The 20,366-nt window shown below is 65.2% G+C and carries 17 protein-coding genes; 7 read left to right on the forward strand and 10 right to left on the reverse strand.

Annotation, left to right across the window (positions count from 1 at the left end; genetic code table 11):
* The first annotated feature begins 41 nt into the window (after positions 1-41).
* From TSH20_RS09300 to TSH20_RS09315, 4 genes are all read left to right on the forward strand, one after another.
* The gene (locus tag TSH20_RS09300; RefSeq protein WP_109074457.1) at positions 42-1,265 is read left to right on the forward strand and encodes an NADP-dependent isocitrate dehydrogenase; all 1,224 of its coding nucleotides are present in this window, start codon (positions 42-44) and stop codon (positions 1,263-1,265) included.
* 148 nt (positions 1,266-1,413) lie between these two features.
* The gene (locus TSH20_RS09305; RefSeq protein ID WP_109074458.1) at positions 1,414-1,794 is read left to right on the forward strand and encodes an oxidoreductase; all 381 of its coding nucleotides are present in this window, start codon (positions 1,414-1,416) and stop codon (positions 1,792-1,794) included.
* A 105-nt stretch (positions 1,795-1,899) separates the two neighbouring features.
* Complete coding sequence (locus tag TSH20_RS09310; RefSeq protein ID WP_109074459.1) at positions 1,900-2,856, forward strand: SPFH domain-containing protein; 957 nt, start codon at positions 1,900-1,902, stop codon at positions 2,854-2,856.
* Between the two features lie 4 nt (positions 2,857-2,860).
* Positions 2,861-3,304, forward strand: coding sequence for an NfeD family protein (locus TSH20_RS09315; protein WP_247871594.1), 444 nt, complete (start codon positions 2,861-2,863; stop codon positions 3,302-3,304).
* A gap of 93 nt (positions 3,305-3,397) precedes the next feature.
* Here the strand turns inward: TSH20_RS09315 and TSH20_RS09320 are convergent, their stop codons facing one another.
* The 8 genes from TSH20_RS09320 to TSH20_RS09355 form a co-directional block, all read right to left on the reverse strand.
* Positions 3,398-3,766 (reverse strand): GcrA family cell cycle regulator, encoded by a 369-nt coding sequence (locus TSH20_RS09320; protein ID WP_109074461.1) that lies wholly within the window; start codon positions 3,764-3,766, stop codon positions 3,398-3,400.
* Positions 3,767-3,940: 174 nt separating this feature from the next.
* Positions 3,941-4,741 carry an anti-sigma factor gene (locus TSH20_RS09325; protein WP_109074462.1) on the reverse strand — a complete coding sequence of 267 codons (801 nt, stop codon included), beginning with the start codon at positions 4,739-4,741 and terminating at the stop codon, positions 3,941-3,943.
* On the reverse strand, positions 4,741-5,292 hold the full coding sequence (locus TSH20_RS09330; protein WP_109074463.1) for an RNA polymerase sigma factor: 552 nt from the start codon (positions 5,290-5,292) through the stop codon (positions 4,741-4,743). Before TSH20_RS09330 ends, TSH20_RS09325 begins: the two co-directional genes overlap by 1 nt.
* 42 nt (positions 5,293-5,334) lie before the next feature.
* On the reverse strand, positions 5,335-6,780 hold the full coding sequence (locus tag TSH20_RS09335; RefSeq protein ID WP_109074464.1) for an NADP-dependent isocitrate dehydrogenase: 1,446 nt from the start codon (positions 6,778-6,780) through the stop codon (positions 5,335-5,337).
* Between the two features lie 139 nt (positions 6,781-6,919).
* Positions 6,920-9,028 (reverse strand): multicopper oxidase family protein, encoded by a 2,109-nt coding sequence (locus TSH20_RS09340; protein ID WP_109074465.1) that lies wholly within the window; start codon positions 9,026-9,028, stop codon positions 6,920-6,922.
* Between the two features lie 184 nt (positions 9,029-9,212).
* Positions 9,213-9,953: a hypothetical protein gene (locus tag TSH20_RS09345; RefSeq protein WP_109074466.1), complete on the reverse strand. Its 741-nt coding sequence runs from the start codon at positions 9,951-9,953 to the stop codon at positions 9,213-9,215.
* Positions 9,954-10,371: 418 nt separating this feature from the next.
* Positions 10,372-12,072 (reverse strand): sensor histidine kinase, encoded by a 1,701-nt coding sequence (locus TSH20_RS09350; protein ID WP_158281975.1) that lies wholly within the window; start codon positions 12,070-12,072, stop codon positions 10,372-10,374.
* Positions 12,073-12,400: 328 nt separating this feature from the next.
* Positions 12,401-13,591, reverse strand: coding sequence for a VWA domain-containing protein (locus TSH20_RS09355; protein ID WP_109074468.1), 1,191 nt, complete (start codon positions 13,589-13,591; stop codon positions 12,401-12,403).
* A gap of 70 nt (positions 13,592-13,661) precedes the next feature.
* Between TSH20_RS09355 and TSH20_RS09360 the strand changes: the two genes are divergently transcribed.
* A complete protein-coding gene (locus TSH20_RS09360) occupies positions 13,662-14,240 on the forward strand; it encodes an HD domain-containing protein (protein ID WP_109074469.1) in 579 nt (192 codons plus the stop codon).
* Between the two features lie 149 nt (positions 14,241-14,389).
* Entirely contained in the window at positions 14,390-15,922 is a 1,533-nt protein-coding gene (ccoG, locus tag TSH20_RS09365) for a cytochrome c oxidase accessory protein CcoG (RefSeq protein ID WP_109074470.1), read from the forward strand.
* 171 nt (positions 15,923-16,093) lie between these two features.
* On the opposite strand, the gene TSH20_RS09370 is transcribed toward ccoG, so the two are convergent.
* Entirely contained in the window at positions 16,094-18,934 is a 2,841-nt protein-coding gene (locus TSH20_RS09370; RefSeq protein WP_109074471.1) for a [protein-PII] uridylyltransferase, read from the reverse strand.
* Positions 18,935-19,164: 230 nt separating this feature from the next.
* Between TSH20_RS09370 and TSH20_RS09375 the strand changes: the two genes are divergently transcribed.
* The gene (locus tag TSH20_RS09375) at positions 19,165-19,515 is read left to right on the forward strand and encodes a hypothetical protein (protein ID WP_109074472.1); all 351 of its coding nucleotides are present in this window, start codon (positions 19,165-19,167) and stop codon (positions 19,513-19,515) included.
* 184 nt (positions 19,516-19,699) lie between these two features.
* On the opposite strand, the gene TSH20_RS09385 is transcribed toward TSH20_RS09375, so the two are convergent.
* A complete protein-coding gene (locus TSH20_RS09385; RefSeq protein WP_109074473.1) occupies positions 19,700-20,206 on the reverse strand; it encodes a hypothetical protein in 507 nt (168 codons plus the stop codon).
* Positions 20,207-20,366 lie beyond the last annotated feature (160 nt).

The raw sequence follows: 20,366 nt of genomic DNA on the forward strand, positions 1-20,366 counted from the left end.
GAATGACAACGCCCTTACCCGTTCGGGGAGATCTCGCACCCATGACCAAGATCAAGGTAGCCAATCCGGTCGTCGAACTCGACGGCGACGAGATGACGCGCATCATCTGGCAGTTCATCAAAGACAAGCTGATCCTGCCCTACCTCGACATCGACCTGAAGTACTACGACCTCGGCATCGAGAACCGCGACAAGACCGACGACAAGGTCACCGTCGAGTCCGCGAACGCCATCAAGCAGTATGGCGTCGGCGTGAAGTGCGCGACCATCACCCCGGACGAAGCTCGGGTGAAGGAGTTCAACCTCAAGAAGATGTGGAAGTCGCCGAACGGCACGATCCGCAACATCCTGGGCGGCACCGTCTTCCGCGAGCCGATCGTCTGCTCCAACGTTCCGCGCTACGTCCCGGGCTGGACCAAGCCGATCATCATCGGCCGTCACGCCTTCGGCGACCAGTACAAGGCCACCGACTTCGTCGTTCCCGGCCCGGGCAAGATGACGATCAAGTGGGAAGCGGCCGACGGCAGCCAGCAGATCGAGCACGAGGTGTTCGATTACCCGAGCGCCGGCGTGGCAATGGGCATGTACAACCTCGACGATTCGATCGAGGGCTTCGCCCACTCCAGCTTCATGTACGGCCTGGAGCGCGGCTACTCGGTCTATCTGTCGACGAAGAACACGATCCTGAAGGCCTATGACGGCCGCTTCAAGGACATCTTCCAGAAGGTCTTCGACGAGACCTACGCCGACCAGTTCAAGGCCAAGGGCCTGGTCTACGAACACCGCCTGATCGACGACATGGTCGCCTCGGCCCTGAAGTGGGAAGGCGGCTTCGTGTGGGCCTGCAAGAACTACGACGGCGACGTTGAGTCGGACGTCGTGGCGCAGGGCTTCGGCTCGCTCGGCCTGATGACCTCGGTCCTGGTCACGCCGGACGGCAAGACCGTCGAGGCCGAGGCCGCCCACGGTACGGTGACCCGCCACTATCGCGAGCACCAGAAGGGCAAGGAGACCTCGACCAACCCGATCGCCTCGATCTATGCCTGGACCCAGGGTCTGGCCTACCGCGGCAAGTTCGACAACACCCCGGACGTGATCAAGTTTGCCCAGACGCTGGAGCGCGTCTGCGTCGAGACCGTCGAGTCCGGCTTCATGACCAAGGATCTCGCCATCCTGATCGGCCCGCAGCAGCCGTGGCTGACCACCAAGCAGTTCCTGCACAAGCTGTCGGACAACCTGGAAAAGAAGATGGCCGCCTGGTCGTAAGGCCGGCGCCGTCTCTGTCCAGCGCTTATACTTCACAGGGTGCGACGCCGCGTCCGGGTCAAACCGGACGGCGGCTCAGCTAGGGTTCGGGCGGGGAGTTTCGGCTCCCCGCTTTTTTCGTGCCCAATTCGTGAAAGGACCGAACCCGATGCCCAACAATCTGTTCCGTGTCGCCGTCGTGGGCGCCGGCGAGACCGGAACGCCGCTGCTGCGCAAGTTGCTGGCCGCCCCATTCGTCGAGTTGCTGGGTGTGGCGGACCTCGATCCCGAGGCGCCGGGTATGCGGCTTGCGCACCATCGCGGTGTGAAGACCACCACCAATTTCCACGAGCTGGCGCAGTTGGGCGAGCAGTTGGATGTGCTGATCGACGTCACCGGCGTGCCGGCCGTGCGCGATGCGCTGCGCAAGGCGATGCAGGAGACCGGCAACCACCATACGGTGATCGTCCACGAGATGGTCGTGCAGCTGATGCTGTCGCTGCTGAATGGCGAACTGGTCCGGCTGAAGCACGACACCCAGGATTATTGAGACGGATCATCGCGGCGGAGGCGGGATTTGCAGCCTCCGCGAATTGCCTCATGATGGGCGGAGGACGCCCGGCGCGGCGTCCGCCCATGTCAGGAGCGGCCATCGATGGAACTCGGAATTCTGGTTATCGCAGCGTTCGTGCTGGTCGTCATCCTGGCGATCACCAGCGTCCGCATCGTCCCCCAGGGCTTCAACTTCATCGTCGAGCGGTTGGGCCGTTATCAGGAAACGCTGCATCCCGGCTTCAACGTGATCTTTCCGATCATCAGTTCTGTGCGGGCCAAGGTGGACATGCGCGAGACGGTGGTGGATGTGCCGTCGCAGAGCGTCATCACCAAGGACAATGCCGCGGTGACCGCCGACGGCGTCCTGTATTTCCAGGTGATGGACCCGATGAAGTCGACCTATGAGGTCAACGACCTGCAGCGGGCGACCCAGACACTGGCGATGACCACCATCCGCACGGTGATGGGCTCCATGGACCTGGACGAGCTGCTGAGCCAGCGCGAGGCGATCAACGCCAGCCTTCTGCGCGCGGTGGACGAGGCCACGGCCTCCTGGGGCGTGCGGGTGACCCGCATCGAGCTGCGCGACATCACCCCGCCCGAAGACATCGTCCAGGCGATGGGCCGGCAGTTGAAGGCCGAGCGCCTCCGCCGCGCCCAGATCCTGGAGGCCGACGCCGAGAAGGAAAGCCAGATCCGCATCGCCCAGGGCAAGCTGGAAGCCGCCAAGCTGGAGGCCGAAGCACGCGAGCGCCTGGCGGAGGCGGAGGCCAAGGCCACCCGTCTGGTGTCGGAGGCGGTGGCCCAAGGGTCGAACCAGACGCTGGGTTATTTCCTCGGCCAGAAATACATGGAGGCCTTGAAGGCCTTTGCCGCGTCCCCCAACCAGAAGACCATGATACTGCCGGTGGAACTGGCTGGCGTCGCCGGTGCGCTGGCGGGGTTGGGCGATCTGGTGCGCGATGCCACCCCGCCCCGGCCGCCCTCCTCGCCCTCACCCGCTCCGCGCAATCCCTGGTCGGTGCCGCCCACCACGACCGCGTCGGACGGGGAGTGAGCGAATGTCGCCTTTGTTGTGGGGAGCGCTGGGTGCCGTGCTGATCGCGGCGGAACTGGTGATCCCCGGCATTTTCCTGGTTTGGTTCGGTGGAGCGGCGCTGCTGACCGGGCTGGTGACGGCGCTGTGGCACGACTGGGGGCTGGTCAACGAGGCCGGATTCTTCACCGTCGCCGCAGGCGCGGCGGTCTCGGTCGCCATCATCCTTGCCCGTCGCCGCAACGCATCGGTGGAGGGCAATGCGGAGCGGATCAATGACCGCGCCGGGCAGCTGGTCGGACGCGCGGTGACGCTGAGCGAGCCGATCGTTAATGGACATGGACGGGTGTTCGTCGGCGATACCTTGTGGTCGGTCGAGGGTCCCGATCGACCGGCAGGTGCGGCGATGCTGATCGCCGGACACAAGGGTATGGTGCTGGTGCTTCGCGATGCGGCAGAGGGACGGTAAGACCTTCCCAGCGTGGCCGATCGCGGGATGTTGCCAACAAAAAAGCCCGCCTCTCCCCCGAGAGCGGGCTTTTTTGAATGGCTTGTCGACCGGTCAGGCGGCGCCGACGTTCCGGTCTTCCTCACGCTTCTTGCCGCCAGAGGCGGGCTGGTAGGCCAACGCGGCGTGTTCCGCGCAATAGGGCATGCCAGGCAAGGCGTTCTTGCCGCAGAAATGGAAATCCTGGTGCTTCGGATCGCCGACCGGCCATTTGCACATCCGCTCCGTCAGAGCAAGGATGGTGGCGCCGCGCGTCGGCTTCTTCTTGATGGGCGACGGCCGGCCCGACAAGCCCAGGCGATGGGCCTTGCCGATGACCGCGTTGCGGGTGATGTCTCCCAGAATGTCGGCGATCTCGCTCGCGCTCAAACCCTGGGACCAGAGATCCTTGAGCTGTTGAATCCGCTCGTCCGTCCAACTCATCCCCGAGTACTCCCGATCCGGTGTCCGGTTATGCTGTGGCAAACAGGTCACGGTCTAGTGCCGTTTTCCATAAGCCGCAACATTTTGTGCCAGCCGGTGAAGAAGCTACCAGATGACGGCCGCAGACGATAGGGGGGCGCGGCAACATTCCTGTTGATAAGTCCGTGGGTAGACTCACGAGTTCAGCGCGCCATAGACCTCTTCGGCGACGCCGGACAGGGTATCCCGATCGGCTTCTCCGGCGACGGCCAGAGCCAACCCATTGTCCTGCCAATACAAAGCGCGCACACCGCCATCCTGGGCGAAGCGGAACGCTGAACCGGAGGTATTGGGAGAGGGGCGGATATACAACGTGATGCGACGCCCGGCCGCATCCTCGTACATGTACATTGCCACAGGTCCAGCGGAATCGGCCAAAAGCCGCCCGCCGATCAGCTGGTAGCCCCCTCTTGTGACTTTTGGGCAACGCATGTTCTTGCCCAGCCGCTTGGACAGCCAGTTCACCAGATGGGCCTCCTCGTCGACACCAATCTCGACCGGATGGCGGACTTCGACGGAGAAGACGCGATGGGCGGCGACGGCATCGGCGATGAAGGCGGCGGTCAGCGGCTCGGCCCGCCAGCCGACGCGGTCGCGCAGCAGCCAGCCGCCGGCGCCGCCGGCGACGAACATCAGGAGGGAGGCGGCGATCGCCGTGCCCCACCAAAATCCCCTGCCCCGGCGTTGCGAGACCGGAGCGGCATGGTCGCGCGCGGTGAAGGGCGGGGTCAGGCGGTCGGGCAGCGGCTGGTCGATCAGCGGGCTGAAGCTCTGGCCCAGCAGCGAGCGCTGGACACGGTAGCGTTCGAAGCGCTGGGCGATCTCGGGATTGTCGGCAAGGTGGCGCTCGACGTCGGCCAGCCGTTCCTCCGGCAACTCTCCGTCCAGCCAGGCATGAAGCTCGGCCTCGGTCACGGGATTGCTGGTGCCGCTCATCACTTGATCCTCCTGACGACCTGCTGGGTTCCACCGTCCAGCAGGACCCTCAATTTCTCGCGCGCCCGGGCCAGCCGCGACATCACCGTCCCGATCGGCAGTTCCAGAACCTCCGCCACCTCGCGGTAGGACAGCCCCTCCATTCCCGTCAGCAGCAGGATGGTGCGGTGCTCGTCGGACAGCTGGGCGAAGGCGCGGACGAAGTCGCGCACCGCCCCGCGGTCGGCCGGCGGGGCGCTTAGCGCCAGATCGTCGGCCAGATCCTCCACCGGCACCTCCGCGCCGCGCCGGCGCCGGCCGCGCTGGCCGGAGATGTGCAGGTTGTGCAGGATCGTCATCAGCCAGCCGCCGAGCTTCGACGGGTCACGCAAGGCATGACGGTTGGCCAGCGCCTTCTCCACGCAGTCCTGCACGAGGTCGTCGGCGTCGAACCGGTTGCCCACCAGGGCGGTCGCATAGCGCCGGAGCCGCGGCACATGCGCGGCGATGGCGCGGTCGTCGATGTCTGGCGGGGTCATGTCGGGTCCGGGCAGGGCGTCGTCACCTGTCATGACGCCCTGCCCTGCCGGTTTATTCCCGCTGCGGCCATGGGATCACTGACCGGGCGATGAGAAGCCGGCCTTGCCGTCGAAATTGCTGAGATTCTCGGTCTGGGTGAAGTCGATCCCCGCTTCCGCCAAGCGGCCAAGCAGTTCCACGATGGCGCCATGCTGCACCGGGCCGTGCTGCGACAGGAAGCGGCAGCGCCAATGGTCGGTGCAGAAGACGTCGGCGTTGCCGTCCGGCCAAACCCGCTGCGAGCGGTTGGAGATGCTGGTCAGCTTCAGCGCGTCGGTCGAGAGCGGCAGAACCAGCTCCGCCAGATCGTCCGGCAGCCCGCCGGACCATTGCAGGAAGACGTCGACGCCGACCAGTTCCTTCAGCGCGCGCACGCGCGGGGCCAGCCGGTTGATGCCGTCATAGGCAGGACGCGCGGTCGAATAGCCGACCGGCGGCATGGTGACCGGGGTCTGGCCCAGCCGCTCCACCACCGCCTCGGCGAAGGCGGCGGTGCCGGCACGCACCCGGCCCAGCCCGCGGGCGTAGATGTCGGCGGTGTGGATGCCGTCCTCGATGGTCTTGAGCCAGGCATTGTGAATGCGCGCGGCGATGTCGCCCTGGCCGATATGGACCAGCATCATCACCGCGGCCATCAGCAGGCCCGACGGGTTGGCGATGCCCTGCCCGGCGATCATCGGGGCGGAGCCGTGGATCGCCTCGAACATGGCGCAGGTCTCGCCGATGTTGGCGGAACCGGCGAGCCCGACCGAGCCGGTCAACTGGGCGGCGATGTCGGAAACGATGTCGCCATAGAGGTTCAGGGTGACGATGACGTCGAAGCGCTCCGGCTGGTCGGCCAGACGGGCGGCGCCGATGTCGACGATCATGTGATCGGCCTTGATCTCCGGATAGTCGGCCGCGATCTCGTAGAAGATTTTCAGGAACAGCCCGTCCGTCATCTTCATGACGTTGTCCTTGACGAAGGCCGTCACCTTTTGCCGGTGGTTGGAGCGGGCGAAGTCGAAGGCGTAGCGGACGATTCGCTCCGACCCCGGCCGCGAGATCAGCTTGACCGACTGGATCACGTCGTCGGTCTGGCGATGCTCGATGCCGGCGTAGAGGTCTTCCTCGTTCTCGCGGATGATGACCACGTCCATGCGCGGGTGCCGGGTCCGCACATAGGGGTGGTAGGACACGCAGGGACGGACATTGGCGAACAGGCCGAGCGTGGTGCGGGCGACCACGTTCAGCGACTTGTTGCCATATCCCTGGGGCATGGTGATCGGCCCCTTGAGGAAGACCCGCGTGCGGCGGATCGACCCCCAGCCGGCGGCATCCAGCCCGCCGGGATGGCCCCGTTTGTAGACGGCCTCGCCTGCCGGAACCTCTTCCACCTTCAGCCGCGCGCCGGCCGCGTTCATCACATATAGCACCGCGTCCGTGATCTCTGGGCCGATGCCGTCGCCGCGTGCGACCGTGACGGGGGTGATATCGCGCATGCACTCACTCCAAGGGGACGCGCGACCGTAGACGCAAACAGGGGCCTTTTTCAATGGTTGGAGGCAGCGACGGATCGCAGCAACGGGCGGAGCGCACTCCCGCCCCCCGGCCTGACGGAAGGAGGGAGTGCGCGACCGGTCAGTGATGCGCCCCGGCGACGCCGCCGCGGCCATCCGGCACGCCGATGCTGACATTCTGCATCATGCCCTGGTCCTCGTGGTCGAGGATGTGGCAGTGCAGCACATACTCGCCGATGAAGCGCTCATAGCGGGTGCGGACGGTCACCTTGTAGACGCCCTTCGGCGGCTGGTCGGTGGTGAGCGCGCTGCTGTTGTCGCTCTTCACCCAGATGGTGTCCTTCCACACGCCCTTCATGCCGGCATAGTCGGGATCGCCCGAGCCGGGCTCGCTGACGTCGCGCCCGTCGGGACCGATGATCGAGATGATCTCGAACGGATTGACGTGGATGTGGAAGGGGTGGCTGACGAAGTAGGAGGCCAGTTCCCACTGCTGGGCGGTGCCCAGAACCACCGGCCGGTTGACCACGCTCGGCTGGTAGGCGGCGGCGCCCTTCGGACCATAGGTGCCGTCGGGGTTCTCGACCACCTGGAAGCTGTCGGCGACCTGGAACAGCGGATTGGTGCGCTTGCCCCCTTCCGGCGGCAGGTTGATGAAGAAGGTCAGTTCCTGCTTGGGCTGATTCATCACCTCATGTTCGGTGATCGGCCGGTGGGCGGTGAACTTGGCAAAGCGCGGGCAATAGGGGGTGTCGACCATGGTCTTGCCGAAGCAGCGGGCGGTCAAGCCGTCGATGACCTCCTTGGCGACCGACGGCGCGTATTTCGTCGCGTTGACCGACAGCTGGCGGATGGTTTCCTTCACCGGGTCCTTGACCACGCGGTCGCCCTTCACCCGGACGAAGCCGAGCACGCCGGTGGAGGTGGCGGTCTGGTCCGGGCTGGCGTTGGCCGCCGACGGCTTGTTGACGACGCAGTAGATGCCGGGTTCGGGGAAATTGACCAGCAGGTCGTCACGATAGCCCGGCTGCATCGGCACGCTGGTGCGCACCTGCCCCTCTGCCATGGTCAGGCCGTCGGAGGCCGCCAGGATGTAGGGCACCGGTTGTCCGGTGCAGCGTTCCTTGGCGAAGCGGTCCTGGTCGGCGGCCGACAGGGTCTTCTCCCGCTGGAGGAAGTCGGTGGGGTCCAGCTTGCGGAACTCCACCGTGATGGGAGAGCGGACGCCGCCATGGATCAGGCGCCAGCGTTCGGCCTGACCGGTCTTGGCATTGGCGAACATCGGGCGCACGCGACCGTTGACGGTGGTGAAGCGCCCGGACTGTTCCCAGGTGCCCGGCCCGAACTGCTGGTAGGACACGACCTCGCCCACCTCGCCCGGCGCGCAGCTCCAGTCGATCGAGCCGTCGGACTTGGTCTTCAGCTGGCCGTCCTTGGTGCAGGCGTAGGGAATCTGCTCGAACAGCAGGACCCGCTCGGTCATCGGCACGCCCTTGGGGCTCTTCAACAGGGTGTCGAGGTCGCCGTTGGCCTCCGGGGTCGGCGGGCGGTCGCCGCGGATGATCAGCGCGCCGGCCATGCCGCTGCCGACCTGCAGGGCGGTCGAGCCGTGGCGGTGCGGGTGGTACCAGAAGGTGCCGGCCGGATGGTCGGCCGGGATGTTGTATTCATATTCGAAATCGACGCCCGGATTGATCGACACCAGCACATTGTCGCTGTTGCCGGTCGGGCTGACCCAGACACCGTGGCTGTGCAGGTTGGTGCCGTTGAAGCAGTGCGGCGTGTTGATGTCCGCCGCAGCCTGATTGGCGCAGTTCGGATCGTCCGGCAGCTGGTTGTGCAGCTTGATGCGGACGGTGTCGCCCGGCGTCGCTTCGATGGTCGGCGCGACATAGGGATGGGCGGGGTCGACGTTGGTGCCGCGATAGCTGCGCAGCCGCACCGCGTCCGGTCGGCCCTGGGCCGGGTTGCGGATGTAGCCGTCGGTGAAGGAGACGAACAGGTCGTAATTGCGCGACTGGCCGGCGTGCGGACGGGCGGTCGCCTGCGGCTGGCGCATCAGCAGCGAACCGACGCGCGGCGATTCGGAGTTGGTCAGGACCGGCGGGTTGCCGAACGCCTCGCCGGCCGGTTCCGGAGAGTCCTTCGCCGCCGCGGTTGCCGCCATGGCGGACGGCGCCGTACCCAGCGCGAGGGGCAGCAGCAGGCCGATCAAATATGCATGCCTCATGAATTACTCCCTCTGAAAAGACTTATGGGAGCCGATATGATTCCTGATAATTGATCTTTTCAACCGTTATACACGTCTTTCCATATGGAGCCGGACTGCCTGGGCGGGGGGACCGACGGCGGTGAATGGAACGTTTGAACCGCTGTGAACCGTTTTCCGGGCAGCGTTCCATCGTTGCATCCGCTCACCGGCGGCGGGTGAAGGCGCCCTGCCCGCCCCGCCGTTCCAGCGCCGAGCCGAGGTTGGGGAAGGCATCGTCGGGGTTGTAGGTCCAGGGATAGACGCCCTTCGGCCCTTCGGATTCCGGCCGGGCGAGAATCGCGGCGACCTCCGCCGGGTTGGGCGGCGTGCGCTCGCGCAACGCGCCAGGGACGGAGTCGTCGTCGAACGGTTCGGCCGTGTCGGCAAGGTCGGCCGAAGCGGCCGGGGGTGCCGGCTGCGGATCGGCGGGCGGGAGGTCCGGAGATTTGGCGGAGGGAGCGGCGGCGAGGGTGTTCTCCCTGCCGTCCTTGCCGGGCTGGACGTCGAACTCCTTGAACAGGCCGAGCCGCTCGGCCAGCCAGCGCACGGTGGAGGGATCACCGGCGGAAACCAGCCGTTCGATCTGCTCCGTCACCTGGGCGCGCAGCGAGGCGAGCCGGAGATCCGATTCGCGGTTCAGCGCCTGCCTCTCCCACCAGACGCGATGGCGGAACGCCTTCGACCCGTAATAGGCCCGCCACAGCGTGGTACGGCTGCATCCCATGGCGCGGGCGACCTGCATGAAGGAGGCCCCGCGCGCCAGCATGCCGGCGGCCATGATCCACTGTTCCTCATGAAAGCGCGAACCGGGGACGAGGGAGCCCTCGGGCGGCACCGGCGGTTCCTCGGCCCAGAGCGGGAAGCTGTCGGCGGGGCGGCTGGTGGGGGGCAGGCAATCGGGCATGGGGCGTCTCCGGGATCGGGTGGGTGGACGCTCCTATTTCACCCGGAAAAGGGAAGAATTTATAGGATAAAAATCATATTTTGGGTAAGCTGGTAAACTCCGAGGCGGTCGAGTGTCAGTTCAAAGGCATACGGCAATGCTACACACTGATTTGATGGAATGCCGAACGCCGATCCTGCAAACACCTCCGCCCTTGGGTTCATTGCCGATCTGATGCGAAAGGGGAACGCTTGGCCGGATCGCCCGCATAGGGATTAGAATGCGGAAAGCCGTTGAAAGTCGTACGCTTGGGGCAGCGTAGTGCGGGCTTTTCCGCCAATGGCCCAGGGTGCGGCAACCTCGGACTTCTGCCAAGCGCGGGTGCCCTCTTGCGGATTGATGCGGATAAAATCTTATTTCCATCAATCATAACAGGCCGTTACGGGCCATTAACAGCCATACACGGAATTTGGAAGGACAGGCTCAAGCTCGTTCCATTTCCGGTCGTCCATGCCAGTTCCGCGTCGACCTGTTGAGCAAGCATTTCGATCAAGCGGATACCCGAGTTCCGTGTCCGCTCCAATGGAAGACCAACCCCGTCGTCCGCCAATCTCATGTGAATTTTCTCAGGCCAAGGCGTGTCCAGTTCCAGCACAATTTCTCCAATTCCCTTTGGAAATGCGTGCTTGGTGCTGTTCGTGATGAATTCATTGGCAATGAGCCCTAGCGAAACAGCAGTGTTATGATCTACATATACTTCCGTAATAATAAACTTAACCGTCACCATCCCTCCAACCCCATGAATGCTGACCGCGTTTGTACAGAGGTCCCGCAAATATCCACCCAAATCTACCGTGGAAACTTGATTGGCTTGATAAAGGCGCGCATGAACGAGACGAAGCGCTTCAATCCGCCCATGCATTTCGTCAATAATCCGAAATGTCTCTTCGTTCTTTGCCTGACTGCCCTCAAGAACAAGAAGGCTGGATATGGATTGAAGATCATTCTTTACGCGATGCTGAAGTTCACGCATTGACATTATTCGATGCTCTTCTGCCCGCCTTAGAAGAGAATTGGTGCTTTGCATTGTATTGTAGACAGTTGAGAGTTCCTCAAAATCATTTGGCGGCGGCGGTGGCAGTCCCTCTCCCGGCGTTCGCATCGCTTCCGCCACCTGAACCAATTCGGTAATTGATCGGGAAAGGCGACGAGCGTAACGCAACACCAGCAGCGAGGCACCGCCGAGCGCCAGAGCGCTGGCAATGATCGCAACCCACATCGAATGGCGCCGTGGCACCTCGAACAGGGAATCCGGTGCAGCGAACGCTACAGCCCAGTCCGCGATCGTGGAGCGTGAAAAAACAAGTGACAGCGGCTCCCCCTCCAAGGCCGGTCCGGTCGCATGTCCGGAAGAAGCCGTTACGATGGCTTCCTGCACCCACGCAGGGGCCGGCTTTCCAACAGACTGCGTGGCTGCGCGTGTGCGGGCGACGACGACACCGTTCTGGTCGACGATCCCAGCGACCCAGCCATCGGGTATCATCTGATTTTGCAGGAGAGTTTCCCATTTCGACGCGGTGACCACAGCAACGAGAGCGTAACGCTTGCCGTCTTTTGCTTGAGCCGGAACAAGAACCGCAGCGACATGCGCACCCGCAATTGGCCCGTACAACAGACGAGATATCTGCGGTCGGCCGGTATCAATGGCCCTGGTAATCTCCGAAGTGATATCAGCTGCCTTTACCGATGTTCCATACGGAAATGCAGTACTGAAAACCACACTTCCATCGGCGTTTCGAAGCGTTACATGGGACCAATAGGGGTGTTTATCTTTGACGGCCTGAGAAATTTGGTAAAGCCGCTCCGGATCCCCATCGACCGCCATCGCTGCTGCAAGCCCCTCCAACGCAGACGTGGTGATGAGCAACTGCTGATCGAGAGCGGTGGCGATGGCTTTCACGGTTAGAGACATCTCCGCTTCGGCGAACTTCCGCTGAGCGGTCATGCTCCAGACCACCAAACCCACGGCAATCAGAGCCATCGCGGTCAACGCGGTAACTACGATACGGAGCAGGTAGCGGCTGATATTGTGTCGGGCTGATTTGGTCGTGAAAAATGCTGTTAAGTCCGTGTCGATCAAGATTCGGACCTCCGTCATATGACATTGAGAGGTAGCGCAGGAATTCTCGACTGCACAACCCTTCACATATTAATATTTCTAGAAATAAAATTACGTAAATACCGCATTACGCCGCAGTCAGCTTCCGAGATTGGCTTTTACAACCTTCCACCGATACGGGCGTTGAATATCACTGAATTTCCTCAAGGACGCAGTTCCGGCGATGCAACCCGATTGGCCGGAATGGTTGTTCAGCCAAATATTTAGATTGCAATGGAAGGTTTTTCAGGAAAACAGCGCCTCAACCAGTCCGTCCGTCATCGGCACACCATCGACCACCTGGGTTTGCTCACCTCCCCAACTCCCGCATAGCCCCGTCCAGCCCCTCCAGCGTCAGTGGGAACATGCGGCCTCCCATCAGGCGCTGGAGCAGGCGGGTGCTTTCCGTGTAGTCCCAGTATTGCGGCGGGGTCGGGTTCAGCCAGACCGCCTTGGCGTAGACCGACAGCAGGCGCTGCATCCACACCTGCCCCGCTTCCTCGTTCCAGTGCTCGACGCTGCCGCCGGGGTAGACGATCTCGTAGGGGCTCATGGCGGCGTCGCCGACGAAGACCAGCTTGTAGTCGGCGGGATAGGTGTGCAGGACGTCCCAGGTGGACAGGCGCTCGGTGTGGCGGCGGGCGTTGTCGCGCCAGACGCCCTCGTAGACGCAGTTGTGGAAGTAGAAGTGCTCCAGGTGCTTGAATTCGCTGCGCGCGGCGGAGAACAGCTCCTCCACGAGGCGGATGTGGTCGTCCATCGAGCCGCCGATGTCGAGGAACAGCAGCACCTTGATCGTGTTGTGACGCTCCGGAACCATCTTCAGGTCGAGCCAGCCGGCGTTGTTGGCGGTGGCGCGGATGGTGCCGGGAAGGTCCAGTTCGCTGGCGGCACCGCTTCTCGCGAATTTGCGCAGGCGGCGCAGGGCCACCTTGATGTTGCGGGTGCCGATCTCCACCCGGTCGTCCAGATTCTTGAACTCGCGGCGGTCCCACACCTTGACGGCGCGGCGGTGGCGGCTCTCGTGCTGGCCGATGCGCACGCCCTCCGGGTTGTAGCCGTAGGCGCCGAAGGGCGAGGTGCCGGCGGTGCCGATCCATTTCGATCCGCCCTGGTGCCGGCCCTTCTGCTCGGCCAGACGCTGGGCCAGTGTCTCCATCAGCTTGTCCCAGCCGCCGAGCGCCTGGACCTGCGCCTTCTCCTCGTCGGTCAGGAAGCGTTCGGCCAGCTTGCGCAGCCATGCCTCCGGCAGATCGGCGACGGGGACCTCGTCGGCGGCCGGGGTGTCGTCGGTCAGGCCCTTGAAGGTGGCGCCGAAGACGCGGTCGAAACGGTCGAGGTTGCGTTCGTCCTTAACCAAGCATGCACGACTGAGATAATAGAAGTCCTCGACGCGGAAGGACGCGGTGCCCTGCTTCATGGCCTCCATGAGCGTCAGGTACTCCGTCAGCGAGACGGGGACGCCGGCCTTGCGCAGATCGAAGAAGAAAGACGTGAACATGGGCGCGGTCCTTCGCTTGGGAGTTCCCCAGGGGCGCAGGATAATGCAATGCCCCAGCCGAGAGAACAGCATGAGCCTGCCTAACGCTTCCCCGTCCAGCGCGCCCCTCCTCGATTTCGCGCGGGCGCTGGATTTCGCCGCGCACAAGCACATCGACCAGCGCCGCAAGGGCGTGCGGGCCGAACCCTACGTCAACCACCTGTCGGAGGTGGCCCTGCTGGTGGCGCAGGCGACGGAGGGCAAGGACCCGGTCGTGGTGATCGCCGCGCTGCTGCACGACACGCTGGAGGACACCGACGCCAGCTATGAGGAGATCGAGCAGCTGTTCGGCGCCGAGGTGGTGCAGGTCGTCGCCGAGACCACCGACGACAAGCGCATGTCGAAGGCCGAGCGCAAGCAGCACCAGATCGACGCCGCGCCCCATGCCTCGACGCGGGCGAAGCTGGTGAAGCTGGCCGACAAGGTGTCGAACCTGCGCTCCATGGCGCACAGCCCGCCCGCCGACTGGCCGCTGTCGCGCAAGGTCGAGTATTTCGAATGGGCCTATGCGGTGGTCGCGGGCCTGCGCGGCGTCGATGCCCGGCTGGAGGCTCTGTTCGACCGCGCCTATCACGACGGGCTGGCGGAGCTGCGCGGACAGGCTGCGTGAGGAAATGAGGGGGTAGGACGGACCGGAGGGAGCGGAATCGGGACCGGATTGATTTCGCGCAATGCGGCTTCATGACGGAAGTCTTATGGAGAAGGGAATGCCGCCCGTGCCGCTGACGGCCGAGGAAACACGCGCCGAGGAAACTCGCAATGTCCATTCCGCAAGAAGACTCCACCCTCACCCGTCGCCCCGCCCCCGCGGCCAAACCGGCCGCCTCTTCCCACGCCGAGCCGCATGAGGAACCGGGACGCCACTGGTTCGTCAACCGGCCGAAGGTTTATGCCGCCGACGTGAAGGGCCGGTTCCGGCAGATCAAATGGGCGGCGTTGATCGTCCTGCTGGCGATCTACTACATCACGCCATGGATCCGCTGGGAACGCGGGCCGGGGATTCCGGATCAGGCGGTGCTGATCGACATGGTCGGGCGCCGCGCCTACTTCCTGTGGATCGAGATCTGGCCGCAGGAGGTCTATTACCTGACCGGCCTGCTGATCCTGGGCGCCTTCGGCATCTTCTTCGCCACCACGCTGGCCGGGCGCATCTGGTGCGGCTATGCCTGCCCGCAGACGGTGTGGACCGACCTGTTCATGTGGGTGGAGCGCAAGATCGAAGGGCCGCGCACCGCCCGCATCCGCCTGGACAAGGCGCCGATGACCGGTGCGAAGTTCGCCCGCAAGACGGCCAAGCATGCGGCGTGGGTCGGCATCTCGCTGCTGACCGGCGGGGCGTGGGTATTCTATTTCAACGACGCGCCGACTCTGATGAGCGACCTGCTGCACGGCAACATCACCAGCGGCGTCGCCACCTTCATCGCGCTGTTCACCTTCACGACCTATTTCTTCGCCGGCTGGGCGCGCGAGCAGATCTGCATCTATGTCTGCCCGTGGCGCAGCTTCCAGTCGGCGATGGTGGACGAGGACACCTTCCTGGTCACCTACGAGGACTGGCGCGGCGAAGGCCGCGGGCCGCTGCGCAAGTCGCAGAGCTGGGAGGAACGTCAGGCGGCGGGGCTGGGCGACTGCATCGATTGCAAGCAGTGCGTCCATGTCTGCCCGACCGGCACCGACATCCGCGAAGGCCAGCAGATCTCCTGCATCGGCTGCGGCCTGTGCGTCGATGCCTGCAACGACGTGATGCGGCAGATCGGCCGGCCGATCGACCTCGTCCGCTTCGACACCCAGTCCAACCAGATCGCCAAGATCGACGGCAAGCCGGAGCGGGTGAAGCTGGTCCGGCCGCGCACGGTGATCTACTCGCTGATCATGCTGGTGGTGCTGTGTGCCATGGGCATCGCGCTGATGCTGCGGCCGACGCTGGACGTCAGCGTGCTGCGCGACCGGGCGCCGCTGTTCGTGACGCTGTCCGACGGGTCGGTGCAGAACGCCTACACCATCAAGGTGCTGAACAAGACGCACATCGCCCGCAGCTATGTCGTGACGTTCGACGGCTTGCGCGACGCGCATCTGTCGGTGGCGGGCGAACCCGACACTGATGATAGGGCGGCCGGCAGCGGCAGCAGCCTGACGCTGAAGGCCGATGCCGACACGGTGGCGACCTACCGGGTGTTCGTGAAGGTGCCGGCGTCGGCGGTGAAGTCGGGCTCGACCGACGTGGCGGTGATCGCCAAGGATCAGACGAGCGGCGAAGTCGGCAAGCACGCCAGCGTGTTCATAGCGCCTTGAGGGGTGGGGCGTAGCAAGCATATCCCTCTCCCGCCCCGGGAGAGGGAGGGACCCAAGCGAAGCTTGGGAGGGTGAGGGGTGTGGCGAGGATCGGAAATCCATGTCCACATTGCCCCTCACCCTCCCCGCCTTCGGCGGGTCCCCTCCCTCTCCCGGGGCGGGAGAGGGCCTTTACGTCACCTTCGTCCTGGCCCGCTTCACCGTCGCGGGCGGGGGGGCGTCGCCGGTGGGGTCGTCGAGGGCGCTCAGCAGGCGTTCCTTGATCTTCGCCAGCTTGCCCTCATGGGTTACCTTCAGGCCGAAGACGTCCTTCACATAGAAGACGTCGATGGCCTTCTCGCCGAAGGTGGAGACCTTGGCCGAGCTGATCTGCAGGGTCAGGTTCGACAACGCGCGGGTCAGGTCGTAGAGCAGGCCGGGACGGTCGCGGCCGTTGACCTCGATCACCGTGTGGGTGGTGGAGGCGTTGTTGTCGATCAGCACGCGCGGCGGCACATGGAAGACGCGCGTGCGGCTGGCCTGGGTGGTGCGGCGGGTCGACAGGTCGTTCAGCGGCTTCAGCTGGCCCGACAGCACCTTCTCGATCATCACCGACAGCCGGGCGAGCTTGTCCCCGCTCTCGAACGCACCGCCGCCGGCGGCGTCCTGGACCGAGAAGACGTCGAGCGCCATGCCGTTGGTCATGGTGAAGATGCGGGCGTCGACGATGTCGGCGCCGCAGGCGGCCAGCGCCCCGGCAAGGCGGGAGAACAGGCCGCTGTGATCGGTGGCGTAGATCGTCACCTCCGTCACCGCCCGGCCGCGGTCGACGCGGGTCTCCACCGTCAGCGGGCGCTGCTCCCGCTCCGCCTCGCGGACGAGGCGGGCCTGATGGGCCAGGGTGTCGGTATCGAAGGCCAGCCAGTAGCCGGGATAGCCGAGGCTCTTGTGACGCTCGAACGCCTCGTCGTCGAAGTCGGTCAGTTCGGCGCGGAGCGCAGCCTGGGCCGACTGGATGCGCCGGCCGCGCCCCTCGACGGTCATGCCGCCGGACATCAATTCTTCGGAGCGGTTGTAGAGTTCGCGGAGAAGCGTGGCCTTCCAGTTGTTCCAGCGCTGCGGGCCGACGGCGCGGATGTCGGCGACCGTCAGCACCAGCAACAGGCGCAGGCGTTCCGGCGACTGGACCAGGGCCACGAAGTCGCGGACGGTCTTGTCGTCCTCCAGATCGCGCTTGAAGGCGGTGTGCGACATGGCGAGGTGCCAGCGCACCAGCCACGCTACGGTTTCCGTTTCCTCCGCTGTCAGGCCGAGACGCGGGCAGAGCTTTTCCGCCACGCGGGCGCCCAGCACCGAATGGTCGCCGCCGCGGCCCTTGGCGATGTCGTGCAGCAGCACGGCGACGTAGAGCGCGCGCTTCGAGACGACCTTGTGGATCACCTCGGTGGACAGCGGCAGCTCGTCGGCATGCTCGTGGGACGCGATCTTGTGCAGGATGCCGAGCGCGAACAGCGTGTGCTCGTCCACCGTGTAGACATGGTACATGTCATACTGCATCTGCGCGACGACCCGGCCGAAGTCGGGGATGAAGCGGGCCATCACCCCGGCCTCGTTCATGCGGCGCAGCGTGATTTCCGGGTCCTTGGGACCGGTCAGGATGTCGAGGAAGAGGCGGTTGGCCTCCGGATCGTTGCGCAGCTTCGGGCCGATGGCGGTCAGCGAACGGGTGATGGAGCGCAACGCCGCCGGGTGGATGTCGATGTCGTTCATCTGCGCGGTGTGGAACAGGCGGATCATGTCGATCGGCTGTTCCTTGAACTGCTTGTCGCTGCGGGCGTTCAGCCGCTCGCCGTCGACGATGAAGCCGTCCACGTCCTTGCGCCGGGCGACGGAGGCCAGACGCAGCAGGTTGAACTTGAGCGGACGCTTCGACTCGGCTTCCAGCGCGGCGCAGAAGATGCGCGTCAAGTCGCCGACATCCTTGGCGACCAGGAAGTAATGCTTCATGAAGCGCTCGACGCCCTTGGTGCCGGCATGGTCGGTGTAGCCCATGGCGGCGCCGATGCTGGTCTGGACGTCGAAGGTCAGGCGGTCTTCCAGACGGCCGGTCAGGTAATGCAGGTGGCAGCGCGCGGTCCACAGGAAGTTCTGCGCCTTGGCGAAGCGCTGCGCCTCCTCCGGCGTCAGCACCTTCTTGCCGACCAGCTCGTCGACGCCCTCGACGCGGTAGAGATACTTGGCGATCCAGAACAGGGTCTGGAGATCGCGCAGGCCGCCCTTGCCGTCCTTCAGGTTGGGTTCCAGCACATAGCGGCTGTCGCCCATCTTCTGGTGGCGGTTGTCGCGCTCCGCCAGCTTGGCCTCGACGAATTCGGGGCCGGTTCCGGCGACCACCTCCTTGTCGTAGCGCTTGCGCAACTCGGCGAACAGCTTGCCCGGACCCCAGAGATAGCGCGATTCGAGGATGGCGGTGCGGATGGTGACGTCGGCCTTGGACTGGCGGATGCAGTCGTCGACGCTGCGCACGGCATGGCCGACCTTCAGCCCGAGATCCCACAGGATGTAGAGCATGTATTCGACCACCTGCTCCACCCGCGGCGTGCGCTTGTAGGGCAGCAGGAACAGAAGGTCGATGTCGGAAAACGGCGCCAGCTCGCCACGGCCATAGCCGCCGGTGGCCGCCACGTCGAACACCTCGCCGGAGGTCGGATTGGCGGTGGGGAAGATGAAGCGGACGGTGAAGTCGGCCAGCGTGCCGACCAGCCGGTCGGCGAGATAGCAGTTCTCCCGCACGCACTGCTCGCCCGATCCGCCGGCGTCGAAGCGCTGCCGCACCTCCGCCCGGCCGTCGGCCAGCGCCTTGCGCAGGCAGGCGATCAGCGCCGGCCGCAGCTTGTCGCCGGTGCCGTGTTCGGCGACCAGATCCTCCAGCTCCCCCGCCAGCTTGCGACGGGAGATGATGGCGCGCTTGTTCGGGATGGCGGGCGCGGGCGACTCTGGCGGGGTCGGCGCCTTGGAGCGGGCGGACAGCATCGGTCGGGGGGAACCTCGGCTTCTGGGGCGGCTTCAACAGCGGCGTTCAGGCGATCCGGACCGGCCGCAACGGTCGCACTATAGCGGTAAAGCCTTCAGGTAGCACGCCCGCACTGGAAAACCAGTGCGCCGGGCGGTGCTTGTGCCTGCGGTTGTGACGGCCGTCACAGCGGTACCCGTGTTGCGGGGCCAGACTGGTCCCATACGGAGCGTATTGCGGGAGATGGGCCATGACCGGCCGGACGATCACGGGGCGCGCGGCGGGAGAGCCTACCTTGAAGGGGCGGCGGGAGTTGGCGGCGCTGAACGACGCGCTGACGCTGGCCGAACGCGGGCTGGGGCGGCAGACTACGGCGGCGCTGATGGCTCGGCTGCTGCGGGTCGCGGCGATGTTCCCGCGGTCGGTGGACGACACGCTGATGTGGCAGGTGACCGACCTCGTCACCGGCGACGACGTGTCGGACACGGTGAAGCTGTCGCTGATCCGGATGGGATGGGCGTCGATCGTCCAGGCGCAGTACCGGGTGCACGGGCTGCGGATGGTGGAGCGGCGCGGGGTGGAGCGGGCTCGGGCGGCGTGAGGGGTGTCCCTCTCCCGCCCCGGGAGAGGGAAGGGGCCCATGCGGAGCATGGGAAGGGTGAGGGGTTAGGCACGAAGCCATGCGGATCGGGATTCTTGGAGTCCCCCTCACCCTCCCCGCCTCTGGCGGGTCCCCTCCCTCTCCCGGGGCGGGAGAGGGCTTTGACGGCCCGCAGAACCCTATCTCACCCCTCCCGCACGCTCACATGCACATTCACCCCGCCCTCGCGCTCCAGCAGCGCGGCGGCTTGCGCCTCCTGGTCCGGCGTGTCGATTCGCACCCACAGGATGACGCCGCCAGCCTCCAGCGCGCGGGTGAACTCGTCGGGCTTTGGGTGGCTGGTCAGTTCGTCCAGATAGTCCTTGATGGCGGCGCCGCCGACACCGGCCGCGACGAGGGCCGCCAGCGCGGCCTCGATGGGGCCGCCGACGATGGCGATCAGGCCGGCGGTGGTCAGGGGGAAGGCGTATTTCAGCTCGCCCACCAGACCGGTCAGCGCCTCGTCCCGCGGCTTGCCCTTCGGATCGGCGGCGTCCAGCGAGGCGTGGCTGGCGAGGACCGACAGGTCGGCGCGGTCGAAGCCGGCCGCCAGCAGCGCCTCCACCGCACGGTCGAAACCGGCGCGGGTGGAGAAGAGGGCAACGACCTCCCGCACCTCGGCGGGTACGGTTTCCTCGGTCATTTGCGTCATGATGGCCGTCTCCCTATTTTTCAGCCTGCCCTATTGTAGCGACCGGCGGCGCGCGCCCGTCAACCGCAACAGGGACGGACCCTGCGTCGTTCGTGCGCGTCTGATTGTCCCATGCTCCGCCATCCCGCCTATCCCGCGGCCGCATATCCCGTGCTACGGT

Source organism: Azospirillum sp. TSH20 (genome assembly GCF_003115935.1).
GTDB lineage: Bacteria > Pseudomonadota > Alphaproteobacteria > Azospirillales > Azospirillaceae > Azospirillum.